The sequence below is a fragment of the Nostoc sp. CALU 546 genome, assembly GCF_048836525.1.
Genome location: NZ_JAWJTF010000010.1, coordinates 20,105 through 36,992, shown reverse-complemented (window position 1 = coordinate 36,992; position 16,888 = coordinate 20,105). Strand labels below are relative to the sequence as shown.

The 16,888-nt window shown below is 41.9% G+C and carries 15 protein-coding genes and 1 pseudogene; 9 read left to right on the top strand and 7 right to left on the bottom strand.

The genetic code is table 11. The features are described from left to right. Positions 1 to 342 precede the first annotated feature (342 nt). Positions 343 to 1,248 (bottom strand): CoB--CoM heterodisulfide reductase iron-sulfur subunit B family protein, encoded by a 906-nt coding sequence (locus tag RRG12_RS07410; protein WP_420758855.1) that lies wholly within the window; start codon positions 1,246 to 1,248, stop codon positions 343 to 345. A 418-nt stretch (positions 1,249 to 1,666) separates the two neighbouring features. Between RRG12_RS07410 and acpP the strand changes: the two genes are divergently transcribed. From acpP to RRG12_RS07370, 8 genes and pseudogenes are all read left to right on the top strand, one after another. Next, complete coding sequence (gene acpP / locus RRG12_RS07405; protein ID WP_069070709.1) at positions 1,667 to 1,921, top strand: acyl carrier protein; 255 nt, start codon at positions 1,667 to 1,669, stop codon at positions 1,919 to 1,921. A 265-nt stretch (positions 1,922 to 2,186) separates the two neighbouring features. Further along, the gene (gene fabF, locus RRG12_RS07400; RefSeq protein ID WP_069070708.1) at positions 2,187 to 3,437 is read left to right on the top strand and encodes a beta-ketoacyl-ACP synthase II; all 1,251 of its coding nucleotides are present in this window, start codon (positions 2,187 to 2,189) and stop codon (positions 3,435 to 3,437) included. Between the two features lie 152 nt (positions 3,438 to 3,589). Then, a complete protein-coding gene (locus RRG12_RS07395) occupies positions 3,590 to 3,745 on the top strand; it encodes a hypothetical protein (RefSeq protein ID WP_420758854.1) in 156 nt (51 codons plus the stop codon). A 54-nt stretch (positions 3,746 to 3,799) separates the two neighbouring features. Beyond that, positions 3,800 to 5,827 carry a transketolase gene (gene tkt / locus RRG12_RS07390; protein WP_069070707.1) on the top strand — a complete coding sequence of 676 codons (2,028 nt, stop codon included), beginning with the start codon at positions 3,800 to 3,802 and terminating at the stop codon, positions 5,825 to 5,827. Positions 5,828 to 5,949: 122 nt separating this feature from the next. After that, positions 5,950 to 6,243 (top strand): hypothetical protein, encoded by a 294-nt coding sequence (locus RRG12_RS07385; protein ID WP_420758853.1) that lies wholly within the window; start codon positions 5,950 to 5,952, stop codon positions 6,241 to 6,243. Positions 6,244 to 6,347: 104 nt separating this feature from the next. Continuing rightward, positions 6,348 to 7,652, top strand: coding sequence for a hypothetical protein (locus RRG12_RS07380; protein WP_420758852.1), 1,305 nt, complete (start codon positions 6,348 to 6,350; stop codon positions 7,650 to 7,652). 9 nt (positions 7,653 to 7,661) lie between these two features. Further along, positions 7,662 to 7,841, top strand: a pseudogene (locus RRG12_RS07375) (Uma2 family endonuclease); the annotation flags it as partial. A 365-nt stretch (positions 7,842 to 8,206) separates the two neighbouring features. Then, positions 8,207 to 8,611: a hypothetical protein gene (locus RRG12_RS07370; RefSeq protein ID WP_420758851.1), complete on the top strand. Its 405-nt coding sequence runs from the start codon at positions 8,207 to 8,209 to the stop codon at positions 8,609 to 8,611. Positions 8,612 to 8,799: 188 nt separating this feature from the next. Here the strand turns inward: RRG12_RS07370 and RRG12_RS07365 are convergent, their stop codons facing one another. From RRG12_RS07365 to RRG12_RS07355, 3 genes are all read right to left on the bottom strand, one after another. After that, complete coding sequence (locus RRG12_RS07365) at positions 8,800 to 8,991, bottom strand: hypothetical protein (RefSeq protein ID WP_069070704.1); 192 nt, start codon at positions 8,989 to 8,991, stop codon at positions 8,800 to 8,802. A 578-nt stretch (positions 8,992 to 9,569) separates the two neighbouring features. Then, a complete protein-coding gene (locus RRG12_RS07360) occupies positions 9,570 to 11,114 on the bottom strand; it encodes a hypothetical protein (protein ID WP_420758850.1) in 1,545 nt (514 codons plus the stop codon). A gap of 312 nt (positions 11,115 to 11,426) precedes the next feature. Then, on the bottom strand, positions 11,427 to 12,029 hold the full coding sequence (locus RRG12_RS07355) for a DUF3318 domain-containing protein (RefSeq protein WP_420758849.1): 603 nt from the start codon (positions 12,027 to 12,029) through the stop codon (positions 11,427 to 11,429). Positions 12,030 to 12,259: 230 nt separating this feature from the next. Between RRG12_RS07355 and RRG12_RS07350 the strand changes: the two genes are divergently transcribed. Further along, positions 12,260 to 12,511: a hypothetical protein gene (locus RRG12_RS07350; protein ID WP_420758848.1), complete on the top strand. Its 252-nt coding sequence runs from the start codon at positions 12,260 to 12,262 to the stop codon at positions 12,509 to 12,511. Between the two features lie 76 nt (positions 12,512 to 12,587). Here RRG12_RS07350 and RRG12_RS07345 read toward each other — a convergent pair whose 3' ends face one another. The 3 genes from RRG12_RS07345 to RRG12_RS07335 all read right to left on the bottom strand — a co-directional run bounded on the left by RRG12_RS07345 (position 12,588) and on the right by RRG12_RS07335 (position 16,853). After that, positions 12,588 to 14,207, bottom strand: a complete 1,620-nt coding sequence (locus tag RRG12_RS07345) for an iron uptake porin (protein WP_069070701.1) — start codon at positions 14,205 to 14,207, stop codon at positions 12,588 to 12,590. Between the two features lie 623 nt (positions 14,208 to 14,830). Further along, on the bottom strand, positions 14,831 to 15,499 hold the full coding sequence (gene phoU, locus RRG12_RS07340; protein ID WP_069070700.1) for a phosphate signaling complex protein PhoU: 669 nt from the start codon (positions 15,497 to 15,499) through the stop codon (positions 14,831 to 14,833). 28 nt (positions 15,500 to 15,527) lie between these two features. After that, positions 15,528 to 16,853: a sensor histidine kinase gene (locus tag RRG12_RS07335; RefSeq protein WP_069070699.1), complete on the bottom strand. Its 1,326-nt coding sequence runs from the start codon at positions 16,851 to 16,853 to the stop codon at positions 15,528 to 15,530. Between the last annotated feature and the right edge of the window lie 35 nt (positions 16,854 to 16,888).

The window sequence follows — 16,888 nt, the reverse complement described above, 5'->3', positions numbered from 1 at the left end:
AACCTTTAACCTTTTCCCAAACCCTATTCAGAGTTAAAAATGCACAAAGCGTGCAGTATTGGGTTGGGTGGTTATTGTCCACCCTACAAAATACCTAAATTACGGGACTTGAGGTATCTTCAACAAGTGAAATTTATCATCCATTACTAGAAAACAGGGTTCGATGCCCTGTTTTCTAGTTTCTATTTCTCTATGAAGATACACATCATAATACCCCCCTGTAGTCTCCCCAAGGCATCGGGGGGACGGCGATAGCCGGGGGGTGAATTATATGCAGCTTCACAAAGAAACGGTATAAGCAGGTGTTCGCTTAATTATTGATAGTCGTGAACATTGTTTCCCCTAAAATCCTAATTTTTCCAACACTGGCTTTGTGGAAACAATGTGGCGTTCTAAACCCAATTCTTTGGGACTAACCCCAAGTGCCAAAGCAATCAACTGCGGTAAATGCAACACTGGTAAACCTAGCTTTTGTTCAATTACCTTTTCTACCTCTGGCTGACGCGAATCTAAATTTAAGTGGCACAGAGGGCAAGGTGTAACTATACAATCAGCACCAGATGCTAAAGCGTCCTGAATATGCATCCCCGCCATCTTAAAAGATTGGGTAGTGGCATAACTAGAAAGCGGCCAACCACAACATTGTGTCCGACCTCGGTAATAAATTGGTGTTGCACCCACAGCCCGAAACATATTCTCCATCGCTTCCGGTTGGAACGGATCGTCATAAGGGATAGATTTTTGGGCGCGGAGGAGATAACAGCCATAAAAAGCCGCACATTTTAATCCAGTTAACTTTCGGGTGACACGTTTGGTAATTTCCTCTAAACCGTAATCTGTCACCAAAGCGTAGAGAAGATGTTTAACGTCAGTACTACCGCGATAAGGCGAACAACCTTCTTTATGCAACAAGCCATTAACCTGTTCAATGTAGACAGGGTTAGAAGTCTGACATTCTTTCAAGTGTTCGTTGACATGACCGATAACACCTTGACAAGTACTGCAATGGGTAAGTAAGGGCAGATTTAATTCTTCTGCTAAAGCAATATTTCTGGCATTGACTGTATCTTCTAGCAGTTGGGAATCTTCTTTAAATGTGCCAGAACCGCAGCAAGCAGCTTTTTTAAGTTCAACCAGTTCAATACCTAGTGCTTGGGTAAGGGCTTGAGTTGACTGGTAAAGTTCCCGACAGGCCCCTTGGGCAACACAACCGGGGAAGTAAGCGTATTTGAGTGTCTGAGGTAGCATAGAAGTATGTTTGGGTTAGAGCGATCGCTCTAAACAATAACTGTTTTATCATTCCTTGTTAGCACCGAATTTCTAATGTTGGATGTTTAGCGACCCTTTAACCCTCTAGGTTCAAAGCCGCAGCATCTACATATTTTTATTTCTAGCAAGGCTGTAAATACTGGTAGAGACGTTGTAAAAAAAATTAGCAATAATTGGAAAACAAAAGCATTTACACGGTGTCGGCAATGGCGTAGCACCACCCACTGCCTAAGTGTTGCCAAAAAACTTGCCAATTCAAATTTTAAGAAGAAAGGTTTTCTAACAGAAAAATCCTTGGCAGTATCCGGGTGATCGCGCTTGACGATAAGATGTATATGCTAAAAACAATGTCTCCTCTAACGAGCAGATCGTAGCAAGTGGTTAAGGACTTTTATTTATGAGCCAAGCGGAACTTTTTGAAAAGGTCAAGAAAATCGTCGTCGAACAACTCAGTGTTGACCCCCCTGATAAAGTCACACCACAATCCAAGTTTATGGAAGACCTGGGAGCAGATTCCCTGGATACCGTTGAATTGGTGATGGCCTTAGAAGAAGAATTTGATATCGAAATTCCCGACGAAGCTGCCGAACAGATTACATCGGTTCAAGACGCAGTAGATTACATCAATAACAAAGTTACCGCATCAGCTTAATTGGAGATGGGGGATTGGGGATTGGGATTGGGAATGATTATTTCCCCGCACCTAGCCACCCGGAGGTGACGCTCCTAACGTAGCTAACGCCAGTCGCTCATGGTGCAGCCCTGCGGTATTGGGGTTTCCTCAACTATTCGCGTAGCGTCTCCGAACAGGAGAAACAAGTGGGGTGGAAGCCCCCAACACCACGCTGGCTGACGCTACTTACTCACTAACCCCGAATTTTTTGCCATGCAGCTTTTTCGCCATTTTTAACTGAATCATGACAGATCATACACGTAAACGCGTTGTTGTAACTGGTGTTGGCGCGATTACACCTATAGGTAACACAGCAACAGAATATTGGGATGGATTATTAAGTGGACGCAATGGCATTGACTACATCACATTTTTTGATGCGTCTCGCCATGATTGCCGGATTGCTGGTGAGGTGAAAAACTTCGATCCACATGATTACTTGGAGCGCAAAGAGGCCAAGCGGATGGATCGATTTTCCCAATTTGGGGTTGCGGCAGCAAAACAGGCTCTAGCTAACGCGGAGTTAGTGATCAATGACCTGAATGCAGAACAGGTCGGTGTCATGATCGGTTCTGGCGTTGGTGGCATTAAGGTATTAGAAGACCAGCAAACTATCTACCTCAACCGTGGCCCCGATCGCTGTAGTCCATTCATGATCCCGATGATGATCGCCAATATGGCGGCAGGATTAACGGCAATTCACACGGGTGCTAAAGGGCCAAACTCCTGTCCTGTAACTGCCTGCGCCGCTGGCTCTAACGCCATTGGAGATGCTTTTCGTCTCATTCAAGGGGGATATGCCCAGGCGATGATTTGCGGGGGTACGGAGGCAGCTGTCACACCATTGTCGGTAGCTGGGTTTGCCGCCTGCAAGGCACTCTCTTTTAGCAATGATGACCCAACTAAAGCTTGCCGTCCCTTTGACCGCGATCGCAACGGATTTGTTTTGGGTGAAGGTTCAGGAATTTTAATTCTAGAAGAACTGGAACACGCCCTCAGTCGCGGCGCTCACATTTATGCCGAAATGGTCGGCTATGGGATGACCTGTGATGCTTACCATATCACCTCCCCCGTACCTGGTGGATTCGGAGCTGCTAGAGCCATCGAACTAGCGCTCAAAGATGCTGGAATAGCTCCCGAACAAATCAGCTACATTAATGCCCACGGCACTAGCACCCCAGCTAATGATTCAACTGAAACCTCAGCAATCAAAAAAGCCTTGGGAGAATATGCCTATAAGGTAGCAATTAGCTCCACCAAATCGATGACAGGTCATTTATTGGGCGGTTCTGGAGGTATTGAAGCAGTGGCAACAGTACTGGCGATCGCTAATGACCAAATTCCACCGACAATTAATCTGGAAAATCCTGATCCTGAGTGTGACTTAGATTACGTGCCTAACTTTAGCCGCGCTCAAAAAGTCGAGGTGGCAATATCCAATTCTTTTGGGTTTGGCGGTCATAATGTCACACTGGCCTTTAAGAAATACGTTTAAAAGAAGTCAGGAGGCAGAAAGCAGGAGGCAGGAGGCAGAAGGCAGAAGGCAGAATTCTGAATTCTGAATTCTGAATTCAGTAGTTTAATCCGACTCTGCTCGTTTGCCCAATTCCCAATGCCCCATGCCCAATGCCCAATGCCCCATGCCCAATGCCCAAAGTATCAGAAATAACATTCCGATATAATTTAAGCGTTCAGCATGACCCAATTATCAGCTTGATTTATCACCAGAAACTCAGGAGATCCCGCTTGTCCATCGACAAGCGGGAGTGGGATGATGAGGATACTGTGGGGAATCTAAAATAACCCCAGCAAGAGAAGCTACGAAGAGTGCTAACCCGTCGTTAAAAACAAGAGATTATGACTGTTGCAACCCAATCCCTCAAAGAATTGTCCCTCGAAGAACTTTGTATTAACTCGATCCGCTTCTTGGCTGTTGATGCCGTAGAAAAGGCCAAATCGGGACACCCAGGACTGCCAATGGGCGCGGCTCCGATGGCTTTTGTCCTTTGGGATCGCTTTTTGAAGTTTAATCCCAAAAATCCTAAATGGTTTAACCGCGATCGCTTTGTCTTGTCTGCCGGTCATGGCTCAATGTTGCAGTACGCCCTACTGTACCTGGCAGGCTACGATAGCGTCACCATCGAAGATATTAAACAATTCCGGCAGTGGGAATCCAAAACCCCCGGACACCCCGAAAACTTCATGACCCCAGGTGTGGAAGTCACAACTGGCCCCTTGGGTCAAGGAATTGCCAATGGAGTTGGTTTAGCGATCGCTGAGGCACACCTTGCCGCTAAATTTAACAAACCCGATACCAAGATTGTTGACCATTACACCTACGTAATTTTAGGTGACGGTTGCAACATGGAAGGGATTTCCGGTGAAGCTGCTTCTTTTGCAGGACACTTGGGATTAGGCAAACTCATCGCTCTGTACGACGATAACCACATTTCCATCGACGGTTCTACAGATGTGGCATTCACCGAAGATGTTTCCAAGCGCTTTGAAGCTTACGGTTGGCACGTCCTACATGTCCAAGATGGTAATACAGATTTAGCAGCGATCGCCAAAGCAATTGAAGAAGCTAAAGCTGTCACCGATAAACCATCAATGATTAAGGTGACAACCACCATCGGTTATGGTTCCCCCAATAAGGCAAACACTGCTGGCGTTCACGGTGCTGCTTTGGGTGGAGACGAAATAGCATTAACTCGGAAAAATTTGGGTTGGGAATACGAGCCTTTCGTAATTCCAGAAGAAGCCCTCAACCACACACGTAAAGCTGTTGAACGTGGCGCAGGTTACGAAGAAGAATGGAACAAAACATTTGCCGACTACAAAGCTAAGTATGCCCAAGAAGCGGCTGAATTTGAACGCTACATTAGCGGCAAACTACCCGATGGTTGGGACAAGGTACTACCCACCTACACCCCCGAAGACAAAGGACTACCCACCCGCAAACACTCAGAAACTTGCCTCAACAAATTAGCGGCAGTTTTACCTGAATTGATTGGTGGTTCAGCTGACTTAACCCACTCCAACTTGACTGAAATTAAGGGTAAAGGCGACTTCCAAAAGGGAGAATACCAAAACCCCAACATCCACTTTGGTGTGCGGGAACATGCTATGGGCGCAATCTGTAATGGTATAGCTCTGCACACTTCAGGATTAATTCCCTACGGTGCAACCTTCTTAATCTTCACAGATTATATGCGTGCTGCCATCCGCTTATCCGCCCTTTCTCAAGCTGGCGTGATTTGGGTGATGACTCACGATTCCATTGGGCAAGGTGAAGATGGCCCTACACACCAACCCATTGAAACTCTCGCTTCCTTGCGAGCTATTCCTAATTTAACCGTGTTCCGTCCCGCAGATGGTAACGAAACCTCTGGTGCTTATAAAATAGCGATCGAGAAAGCGAAGGAAAATGCTCCGTCTCTGTTGGCGTTCACCCGTCAAAATGTTCCCAACTTGGCAGGTACATCCATTGAGGGCGTAGCCAAGGGTGGATACACCGTGGTGGATAGCGAAGGTACACCTGATCTCATCCTGATTGCCACTGGTTCAGAATTGAGCCTCGCCGTCGGCGCAGCCGAAAAACTCAAGGCTGAAGGCAAGAAAGTCCGTGTTGTCTCGCTACCTTCATGGGAACTGTTTGAAGCACAGGATGCGGCTTATAAAGAGTCGGTTCTGCCGAAAGCTGTCACCAAGCGTTTGTCTGTGGAAGCTGGTAGCAGTTTCGGTTGGCACAAATATGTCGGTACTGAAGGCGATTGCGTTAGTATTGATCGCTTTGGCGCTTCGGCTCCAGGTGGTGTTTGTTTAGAGAAGTTTGGTTTTAGCGTTGATAATGTGTTAGCTAAGGCTAAACAATTGTTGGGTTAATAGCAACAGAATATTCTCAAAATATTGTGGGGTGGGCATCTTGCCCGCCTTTTTTTTACACAGAAGGGCGCTGAGGGAGATTGTTTATAATTAAGATAATTATTGGATGAATGGAGGAAATTATGCCAGAAATTACTAATTATCATCAAGAACTGAGTAACCGCATATCACCAATAGTTGAAAAGCTCATTAAAGGTAATAGCTTATATCAAACTAAGTTAAACCAACAGGAAATAATAGAAATGTTAGTAGAACTCTTTGGACAGTTATCACCAGAGGAAATGAGAGCTATAACCGAGCATGAACTGACACGCAGAATTGATAAGATTCTTGTCTTAGAAGCACTTTCTGGTACGTTAAATGATTTGTCCCCAGAGCAAATCAAAATGTACGATGATGCAGTAAAGCGAAAATAGACAAAGTGACTTATTTATTAGATACAAATATTGTTAGTTACATTTTGAGGAGAAATGCAACTGTTGCGAGGAAACTACGGGATGCTAATCGTTCGGGACAAGAAGTGACTGGAGAACCTAATCAACCTATCCAACTTTATCAAGGTTCCTTAAAAATTACTCAAGAAGGAACTGTATATGAAGGAAATGGTACTGTTTCCTTTGAATGGCTGCCATCTCCCGATGTTAAGTTCCTGTTTTCAAAATCTAATAATGAGTCCCTTCTTAAACTTGAACTTGGTAAAGGTAATCTAAACTTTTCAGAAATCCAAAGTTCTGCTGAAGTTTGGATTTCTAGTATTCCTATCGACTTTGAGCATCAAAGTGGGGATATTTCAGGTACTCTAAATAAACCAGCAATATTAAGGTCGGAAAATAATTTATCACATATACTCTTTCACCTAACCAACTTTCATAAATTTCACGGGATGGCTATATCAACACCAAGGCAAATTTGGTGGGGTAGGCTTATATTAAAAGCTGAGAGTTGGAGTGCTTCGATTGACAGCCTGCAAAACCTCGGAGATATTATAAAGTCTCTTGAATCAAAAGGAGGCTACGCCATAACTCATGTGGGGAAACTTGAACGTTCCGATAAAAAGCCTTTTACAACAGAGGAAGCTGATGATATATTAGAAGCTTTGCATTGGTTTCTCTCTTTTTCTAGAGGCTTTAGGACTTCTCCCATTCTATTAGTCAGTTATGACAACAGTGGGAAAAAGGTGTGGGAAAACTGTACTTCTTATACAATATCACCCTGGCGAAGTGTGCATTCGTGGTTTGCAGATTCACAAGATTCTTGCAGTCTCGGTAAACTTTTTCCAGGTTTCCTTAATCGCTGGCAAAGTACTACTTGGAATCAGCCAATAAGGTTTGCAATCCATTGGTATTTGGAAAGTATTGCTCAAGCCGGATCTGTACAAGGTTCCATTGTTTTGATGCAAGCTGCTTTTGAAATCCTTGCTTGGACTCTTCTAGTGGAAGAAAAAGCTATCATCAGTCAACAAGAATTTAAAAAACTTCCAGCAGCTGAACAACTAAGACGTCTCCTTTCACAGTGTGGTGTCCCGCTAAAAATACCTGACAGCTTAACTGAATTGCTCAAAGCCTCAAAAGAATTAAATTGGGTTGATGGCGCACAGGCTTTAACAGAGATACGTAATGCAATCGTTCATCCTAATCCAAAAAAGCGTCAAAAATATCTTAATCGACCCTTTCCAGAACAGATAGATACTTATAAACTTGGATTATGGTATCTAGAACTCATTCTGTTAAATCTTTTTGAGTACAAAGGCGACTACTTCAACCGTATAGCAAATAAGGAATTTTATCAGGAAAATATCGAAGCTGTTCCTTGGGTTAAAAAATAAACTGAAGCGATGGGTGTGGAATTAGGAATTTGGCAAGATCAATATCAGAATCTAGAATTACCTTGGTTGCGCTGGTGGAATAATCAGGGTGATTTGCTACAAACAGGATAGGAGCGATCGCAGCAAACAGAAGCGCGATCGCAACGTTTGGCTGCTAAACTAAGAGAATTAAATATTAACTTTGAATAGTGAGTTTAGTTATTTTGGCAACTATCTTTAGATAGATACGGTAAACAGTACGCGATTGATCATCAGAAATCGCTTGCTACTACTGAAAAAATAAAACTTTCATATCTAAAAATCTATAGTGCATTTTTAGTTTATTTTGTCAATGTGTAATCTCTAGTATCGTCTAATAAATCAGCAAGGCCTTCTCAGGACTTAATCTATATTCATGCTTTCAGTGGATGCAGTTATGACTTTGCAAATGCAATGATATATATGTCCTCAAACAATAAATAGTTGCTGTTGTCCAAGTGAAAAAATATGATTTTCTCTGACTCCAGTAACTTTGGTTTTTATCCAATTGTTTGATGTTTTGAGAAGGTAACACAATGAATAACATCCTAAAACGCACACTTCTACCCAGCCTCATGGCTGCAAGTTTAGCTGGTGTCACCCTAGTTCCCGCGAAACCGGCTGCTGCTGATGACCAAGTACTAAGAGATGCAGGTATTGGGGCTGTTACCAATGTAGTCACCGGAGCAGTTAGGGGAAATGGTAGTGTATTAAACAATGCTGTTAAAGGTGGTGTCACTGGTGCAGCTGTCAATGGTGCAAATGGTCTGAGAAACACTCGCAATCGCCGTAACCGGAATGTTGTTCAAGATGTCGGAGTCGGTGCAGGCGCTAGCGCAGTAACTGGTGTAATTACTGGCGATGGCAAAGATACCCTTGGAAATGCTGTTGATGGTGCAGCCGTAGGTGCAGCAATCCATCTATTAACCAATGGCAAATAATTAGTAAATTCATCAGCCGAAATATTTTCCAACGGTTAACGAAATTATCCCTCCCTAATTCCTCTCCTTCCTAAAAGGAGCAAACCCAGCCTCCCTTCCCTAGTAGGGAAGGGAGGTTGGTGAGTTAGATTTATTTGAGATATATACCACCGTCAAGATTCAGATGACCTTAGACTTAATAGTAAATTCTAGCCCTTCAGTGCCTTTCTAAAGTTTCGACGATAGGATTGATTTGTAATAAACAAAGCTGGCCATAACAAAGATAAACCAATGCGATTGGTCAAAGTTGGATTAAAATTTGTTCGCCCAAACCCATTCCAAAACTTCCAAACGCCGCCTCCGTAAACCACTACCAAGGCGAAAATAATCAAGTTACCCATTATTCCTATCAACTCCGTTAGTAACTGACAGAATTTAAGTTAAGTTTTACCACACGAGGTAAGCACTTTATAACCCAACACCGAGAAGGTATGACTAAACTCCTCACTCTCGGACATCTAAGTTAGTTAAACACACATTCTCTTATTCCAGTGTAGATTAGCCTCATGCATAGCAGCTAGTTATCAGCGCTGGCAAGCTAGCTAAAGGATGTAAAAGCGTTATTTTTGGGGTGTTTTGGCGACACATTTTGCTTGTATAACAATTAAGCCCTTAGTTTCTAAGACAGAACAACGCTGTAAAATGGCTAAATATAGCAGGATTAGTTCCTTGCTGTAGTTTTTAGGACTTACGCAAGCAATAGCCGAAACCCTGATTTTAAAGGTAGGGGCAATTAATGAATTGCCCCTATCGCGTGTAGTTTTGCGTAAGTCCTAGCTTTAATGAAATATCTTTTGCTATCGATTACCACTGGATAAACCAAGGATTTATGGTGATATATTCAGGTGTAAATGCTGATTCATCCAGTACAAAAAAGTCTATCCCATATTGAACTACTAAATTCAGTGGTGTATTATCCTTATGCCTCATCTACCCAATAAAGATAATATCGTTCACTATCTACCCATCCTCTCTGAAAATCTTTGATCGGAACAATTTTCAAATCATTGCGGTTAACATCCAGTTTTTTATTTAAAATCAGCACAATTTTCTTTTGATCATCTTGATTTTTGAGTAGATAATTAATTTGGCTTAATATCTCAGACTGTTCGACATCTTGGCGACCTTTTTTAAATAGAGTAAAGCTCCCCATCTTTTGAAGCTCAGGATAGTAAAATTTTCGATTGAGATAACCCGACAAAGGAGCCATGTTTGCATCTCGACTGGCAACAATAAACTCATTATCCAACCCAGCTTTTTGAATATATTGGGCTGTTTCCCGACTAGCAGAAAAGGGTACAACTAAATCTCTCGAAAAACTAAAAATGCCTCCCAAAAACTGGGTATAAAGAATTAGCATCAAAGCTATATGATGCCATTTTTGAACAAATGCAATTGAATCGGGGCGAACAGAAGCTTTACTGAGTAAAACTGTAGACTTTTGATAATAACTTCCCAGCCATAAAGCCGCTATTAAAATTAAATATAAATGTCCAAAATGCCTTGGCATTCCTATAAATCTCAAGTATGTAAAGGCAAATATTATACAACTACCTATGAAATAGAAAAAGAAAGCAACTGGCTTTTCAGATAATTTAATTAAGGTTAAAATTACAATGAATAGGGCAATTATTGCACAAACAATTAAATCTAGCCAGTTTTTGTGTGCAGGAATAATTAATAAATAACTACCAAATATTCTACCTATACTTCTCAAAAGATGACGGATATCTAATTGTATTAGCCAACCATTATTTAACCCACCATGAAGATAACTATCTGTTGGAGGAGTAATAATATAAATGGATAAAATAAAAGAAAAGATAACAATTAAAATACTTAAAAATAAATCATATTTTTTGCTTTGACTAAAATATTGCTGCCGATGTTCATTATCAAAACAAAATTCAGCTAGCAAAGTCAATAATAAAGAAAATGATACAAGTAAACCATAAGCACTACTATTTGCTAGTAAACCCAATAAGATTGCCAAATAAGCATAAGTTATTTTTCTAGATGAAAAAACTGTACAGAATGCGAAAACAAACAACATACTAAAAGCATAGTTTCGAGAAATTAAAAGATATTCGTAAAAAGGAAAGAACCCAAATGAAAACAGAAACTTTTGTTGATATTTAAAAGGGCTATATAGGCAAAAAATAGTAACCGAAATAACAGTAATTGCTAAATGAAAAATTTGCATAATAATAGGATTATCGATTATTTTTCTCAGAATTGCAAGAGAAAAATACCATAGAACAGGATGACCTTCATAATGAATATTTGCAATTAAATTCCTAAAAGATCCACTATCTCTGACAATAAGCCAGGGATTTAGTTCATCTCGCCACATTGAATGGTTGAGAATACCTATTAAACCAAGAAAAGAAAAAATAATGATAATAAACCAAGGAGAATGAAAAGGTATTTTTGAAGTGTACTTGATAATTTTTTCGTTTAGCATTGTTAGTTATAATGAAATTTTATTTGATCAAAAATGCTGCTAAGAGTGCTATCACAATCTGAGAGCTTGTTTGAAAAGTAGTTCGTTTTGATTCCTGGCACTTATTGATTCCCTCTAAAAAGAGTGGGAACTGGAATCGAATCAAAGCCTCCCAATTCATCGGATAATTTAGGAAGATATAAAATATTTTGTTACTGACAAGAGGACTTTTCAAACATCTTCTGAGGGAAAACTTATTCCTTCATCAAATGTTTTGTTAATTCTTTGACTATTCAGACGGATGTATTCTGACTTCTGAATTTTCCCTCATTTCTACTTATAACTTTCTGGCATACCTACTGGTGATAAACCTGCGATCGCTCGTAAGTTTTGGCAACGAATCAACTCAGTAAAATTTAAGCTGGAACGCCCTTCAATTTTGGCTACCGCTTCAATGGCAGATAATAGGTGCTGCGCTGCTTCTGCTTCTGAATAACCGCGCCGCTGTGCTATTTTAATTGCTGCTGCATCGGCATTTAACTCTGATTCTGGAGATTTATTCGTGCGCCAGATCCGCAAAGCTGCGATCGCACTTAATCCCCCAGCTACGGCTACACCCACCACATCTGATTGCGCTGCTTCCAATAATCCGCCTAACAGACCGGCCAGCACCACACCTTGATAAATATCGGGTTTAAACCACTTCACCCCCGTCAACCAGCTAACCATCTGCAACAACAGCAAATCTCGTTGTGGCTTTGTCAAGCGACGCCACAAATCGAAATTAATATATATTGGTCGCGCTTGATTCCAGGGTTGGGGAAAAGAGGCATCAATCACTTTTGCCTGCTCCGGCTTACTAACAAGTTTTGTCGTCATCCGACCAGAAGCAGGCATCACATCTAACAAACGGCGAATTTCAACATTTGGCTCCATAAATTTAATTATTAGTCATAATGTGCATAGTAACTAGGTGTGTAAAAAATAAACTTTTCGTGTTAGCCTTTGATTTGTGAGATGCTTTCGCAGTCTTGAATAGATTTAGATCAACCTAAAAATATTGATTAAGCAGTTTGATAGTGTGGCGGGATTTTATCGTATTCGTTTGCCGCCAAATTCAAAACCTCAAAGTTTTGGATCATCATTGAGACTACAATTTTAACGACATGGACGCTTTTGTTCCTATCCCGCCTGAATGGACGAATAAAGCAACACACGCTTATGAGTTTTGCTGTCCTAACTGCCGCTCCAGTAGCCTGGAAGCTGAAAAAGTTTGGCTAAACCGGCGATCGCCTGTACTTACAGAAAACCGTCGTCGCAAATGGCAAGAGTTTTATTACTGTCACTGTGGTTCTGTGTGGTGGGCTTGGAGTAGCGATCGCCCCCCAAAAGATATTACGACGGTTCCCATAGATTGAAAAATCCAAACAAAACCCCACCTTGAGGTGGGGTTTTGTTTATCTAATTTTGAGCGTTATTTCCGATTCCCCGATTTTAGAAGGAGAAAGTAGTACGCAGAGTACCTACATAGATGGTATCATTAGCATCGTTGTGATCAGGGTTGAAGATCACCAACAAGCCAGGGGTAACGGCAATATTATCGGTTAAAGGCAAGCGATAAAGAGCTTCTGCATGATAAGAAGTGCTCGCATCTTCAACCCCAAAATTACTCTCAGTCACTTTGGGTGATTGGCCAAAAATCAAACCAAGCAAGCTACCTTCTCTACCAAGGTCTTTAACACCAAGGGTAGCAGCCCAGTAGAACACATCTGTACTCTGTCCTGCTTGAACACCATTTTTAGCTTCTATATCGCTGAAGCCTGCCCAACCGCCAATAGTGAACTTAGAACTAGGTTTAAAGTTAGCTTGTACACCGTAATGGTTGGATTCAGTCCGAGCATCAAATGCATTATTAGCTAGGATACTGCCAGTATCACCAAACAGGTCTGGAGCATCATCTATACCACCATCTTGATAACTGCGAGCGTAGGTCAGACCAATATTGAAAGCTTTGTTTGGTTGGAAAGTTAATTGACCGAAGATGGTGCTATCACCATTGAACAACCCGTTATTAATAGCAGGATCGTTAGCATTGGCGGCTAAATAAGCACCACTCAAGCTAATAGCACCTTTAGGATTGAATGTAACAGTCAAACCACTACCACCAGCACCTTGGCGATAGATGGGGCTGAAACGTCCATAGCGAGAGATAGCGCCCCTACCAGAACTAGCAAAGTCAGGGTTGAAGTTATTAACGTTTTCGTATAACTCCGCGCCAGTAGCATCAACTTTTACACGTATTGCTTCACCAAAGTTAAAAGCGTAGTTAACTTTATCGATTTCAACACTGTTGCCAGTATCTTCTTCAAAACCCAAGCGGGTCATGAAAGTACCAGTTTGTCCACTATTATTGACGATATTCCCAGAATTCAACCGGATTTGCAGTTGGTCTGTACCAGTAAAACTGCTGTACAAGTTCAAACGAACACGGTTAGCGAAAGTGGTGTTGCTTTCTAAATCAGGGTTATTGCCAGAGTCAGCGTCTTGATCGGCCGCTGTGTCACCAAAAGCCTGAGTTACATTAAAGATTGCTTCCCCAACTAACTTGGTGGTAGTGGAGAATTGATTAGCTTCCAACTCAGAAGTGCGTGCTTCTAAAGCATCCACACGACCGCGCAGGGTTGCTAGTTCAGCAGAAAATTCTTCTTGTAAACGCTGTAAGGTAGCGAGGTCTTGTTTGCTGACCAAATCGGCGGTAGCTGTAGCAATCAGCTCGTTAACCCGGTCTAAACAGGCATTCAAACCTGCGGCAAATTCATAACGGGTCAAAGCACGGTTACCACGATAGGTACTGTTGGGATAACCTGCAATACAGCCGTAACGCTCAACTAAGGATTGTAAAGCTTGGAATGCCCAATCTGTGGGCTGTACATCCGAAAATTGCGAAACTGATGTTACCTGGCTCATGTTGTTAGACTCTTGAGCTTCAGATAACTGGGCAACATTTGTTAACTGCTCGTTGACTTCAGCTGCTAAGGCACTATTCGCTGCGAAAAATGTGGCAGCTACAATAACCGGACTAACCTTGAAAAGATTCCAGAATCGTTTTGTCATATTTTTCCTTTCACTCACACCTACACAAACCCAGTGATTATAAAATGCTTATAACACTTTATTTTCGGGGATTTTACACACAATCACAGTGATGATTATACCTTTATCCTGTGATTATTACAAGTAAGTTAATTAGCATATTGCCGAACTATGTTTTTTAATTAATTTATTTGGTAAGCGCAAAATAATGCGGCGTTTGTGACCGAAAACAGATAGACACGGAATTTTTTATTTGTTTATCCGTTACCTTAATTGTGCAAGTTTAAGAATAGGTAAGCTTTTAGTAAAATATATAGTTAACTTATTTTTAACAAGACAGAATTCAATTCTGAATTCTGTGCGACTGTTGGATAGCGTACTGGTAGCGAGTCCACCAGCATTTGAATAAACGGGTCTAAGTCCCACAATAAATCTAAGATTGAGTGGTCAACAAGAGAATGGCAGGTCTGAATCCTTGACTCAAAGATTGCTGAATCCTGAATTCTTTTTCAATTGGTATTTTCTGAAGACTAAGTAAATAGGCGCAAATAATTAGAAAATACAGCAGTTTGCGATGCGCTTATTTTGGCTGGATTTAGATCCCTGACTGATTTAACAAGTCGGGGATCTGAGCAGCACATCAATTAAGAGCGTTGACCGGTGACAATATATGCTACCCTCTGACCGATATTAGTGGCATGATCTGCCATGCGTTCCAAACAACGAATTGCCAGTGCTAATAGTACAATTGGCTCGACCACACCAGGCACATCTCGTTGTTGAGCTAAAGTCTGATAAACGCGATCGTAAGCATCGTCTACAGTATCATCTAGGTGCTTTAAACGGCGTCCGCTTGCTTCATCTAAATCTCCCAAAGCCTTCAAGCTAGTTGCTAGCATGGCCTGCGCGTGAAGGGACATAACCTCAATGTCGGGCATTGACGTATGAGGCTCATAAGGAAAAATTTTAATCGCAATCTCAGCTAAATCCTCAGCATAATCGCCAATGCGCTCTAAGTCTCGCACCAACTGCATAAAGGCACTTAAGCAGCGCAAATCTGGGGCTGTAGGCGCTTGTAGCGTCATAATCGCCGTACAGTCTGATTCAATTTGACGATAAAAGCGATCAATCTTTTTATCTAATCGAGGAAGTTCTTCAGCTGCTGTTAAGTTACGAGCAAATAACGCTTGGTGGCTGAGGCGAAATGATTGTTCTACCAAAGCACCCATACGTAATACATCCCGTTCTAAGCGCCTAATGGCGCGTGCGAGTTGTGGTCTTTGAGGATTGGGACTATAATCGACGGCTTTCACACTTGTTGTCTCAAAGGTGAAGATATTATTAACTATAGTCTTGGCTTAAGGAGTTTGCCATAACTTCAGGAAATTGGAGTTGCATCCATGCACCGCCAGTTTCGGGATGGTTCATCGCTTTGATTGAACCACCGTGGGCAATTAGAATTTGCTCAACGATCGCTAATCCTAATCCATTTCCAACGATCGCTCCTATGGAGTTACTATCTTGTGGGGAATGGGTTCGCGCTTTATCTCCTCGATAAAATCGCTCAAAAACGTGGGGTAAATCGGCCTCAGAAAACCCAACTCCAGAATCAATAAGATTTATTTCCAAGATTGGGGAAGCAGCATCGCCCTCATTATTATTCGTTGATTGGATTTTCGCTTCGACGTGAATGCTTGTACCAGGAAGACTGTACTTAATGCTGTTGTCTAGCAAGTTGAGAAAAACTTGGTAAATACGGGCTTGATCTGCCTTAATCCAAAGATTTTCTGGGCCAGAATAAGAAAAAGACAGATGTTGGCGCCCTGCCAAGGGTTCTAGTGTTTCCCAAACAGATGCAATGAGCGATCGCAATTCTACAACTTTGGTTTGTAATTGCATCGTTGGGTTTGCTTCCATTTGAGTGAGGTCTAGCCAGCTTTGCACTAAGTTAATTAGCCGATCAACTTCCTGCATCAAGCGGTTAACCCAACGATTTAAAGGTGGTTCCAAGCGGGTTTGTAAAGTTTCCGCAACCAAGCGAATCGAAGTCAGTGGCGTTCTGAGTTCGTGTGCTAAATCAGAAAAAGAGCGATCGCGTACTTGATTTATATCCAATAGGGGTTGACGATTTTCTAAAAATACTCCCACTTGTCCATTGGGTAAAGGCAAGCTAGATGCCCGCAAAGCCAAAGATTTTCTTGCTGCCATCTCTGCCGCATCATCACAAGATGGGTGAAATATCCATTCTCCCGTCTGTGGTTTTTGCCAATCACGAGTTTGCTCAATTAAATGGTCAAGTTCATAAGACCTTACCAACTCTAGTAACAAGCGCACCTGTTCTGGTTGCCACCTTTGCAAATACAAAATTTCCTGCGCCTGTTGATTGCACCACAGCAGTTGATTTTCCTCATCCACCTGCAAATATCCCACTGGCGCAAAATCTAGCAGGTCTTGGTAAGTTTGCAACGACTGCTGCAAATCTTGCCGCTGCTGCTTCACCATTGCTATTTCCTGCCGCAACCCAGGAATCAGCAGCAGTCCCATCTTATAAGAATGGGGGGTTAACGGTCGGATTAAGCGCCCCAGGTAGCGGTTAAGTTGAACTTGTTGCCAAATCCAAAACCCAATGCCTACCGCTAAACCCAGAAAAAATCCCAATAAAAGCATTTGAGTTGTTAGTTTTTTGGTGACTATTAAAAACT

Bases quoted from the DNA above. Each gene is read 5' to 3' on its own strand.
- RRG12_RS07410 (WP_420758855.1), bottom strand. From the start codon at position 1,248: ATGCTACCTCAGACACTCAAATACGCTTACTTCCCCGGTTGTGTTGCC.
- acpP (WP_069070709.1), top strand. From the start codon at position 1,667: ATGAGCCAAGCGGAACTTTTTGAAAAGGTCAAGAAAATCGTCGTCGAA.
- fabF (WP_069070708.1), top strand. From the start codon at position 2,187: ATGACAGATCATACACGTAAACGCGTTGTTGTAACTGGTGTTGGCGCG.
- RRG12_RS07395 (WP_420758854.1), top strand. From the start codon at position 3,590: ATGCCCAAAGTATCAGAAATAACATTCCGATATAATTTAAGCGTTCAG.
- tkt (WP_069070707.1), top strand. From the start codon at position 3,800: ATGACTGTTGCAACCCAATCCCTCAAAGAATTGTCCCTCGAAGAACTT.
- RRG12_RS07385 (WP_420758853.1), top strand. From the start codon at position 5,950: ATGCCAGAAATTACTAATTATCATCAAGAACTGAGTAACCGCATATCA.
- RRG12_RS07370 (WP_420758851.1), top strand. From the start codon at position 8,207: ATGAATAACATCCTAAAACGCACACTTCTACCCAGCCTCATGGCTGCA.
- RRG12_RS07365 (WP_069070704.1), bottom strand. From the start codon at position 8,991: ATGGGTAACTTGATTATTTTCGCCTTGGTAGTGGTTTACGGAGGCGGC.
- RRG12_RS07360 (WP_420758850.1), bottom strand. From the start codon at position 11,114: ATGCTAAACGAAAAAATTATCAAGTACACTTCAAAAATACCTTTTCAT.
- RRG12_RS07355 (WP_420758849.1), bottom strand. From the start codon at position 12,029: ATGGAGCCAAATGTTGAAATTCGCCGTTTGTTAGATGTGATGCCTGCT.
- RRG12_RS07350 (WP_420758848.1), top strand. From the start codon at position 12,260: ATGGACGCTTTTGTTCCTATCCCGCCTGAATGGACGAATAAAGCAACA.
- RRG12_RS07345 (WP_069070701.1), bottom strand. From the start codon at position 14,207: ATGACAAAACGATTCTGGAATCTTTTCAAGGTTAGTCCGGTTATTGTA.
- RRG12_RS07335 (WP_069070699.1), bottom strand. From the start codon at position 16,853: ATGCTTTTATTGGGATTTTTTCTGGGTTTAGCGGTAGGCATTGGGTTT.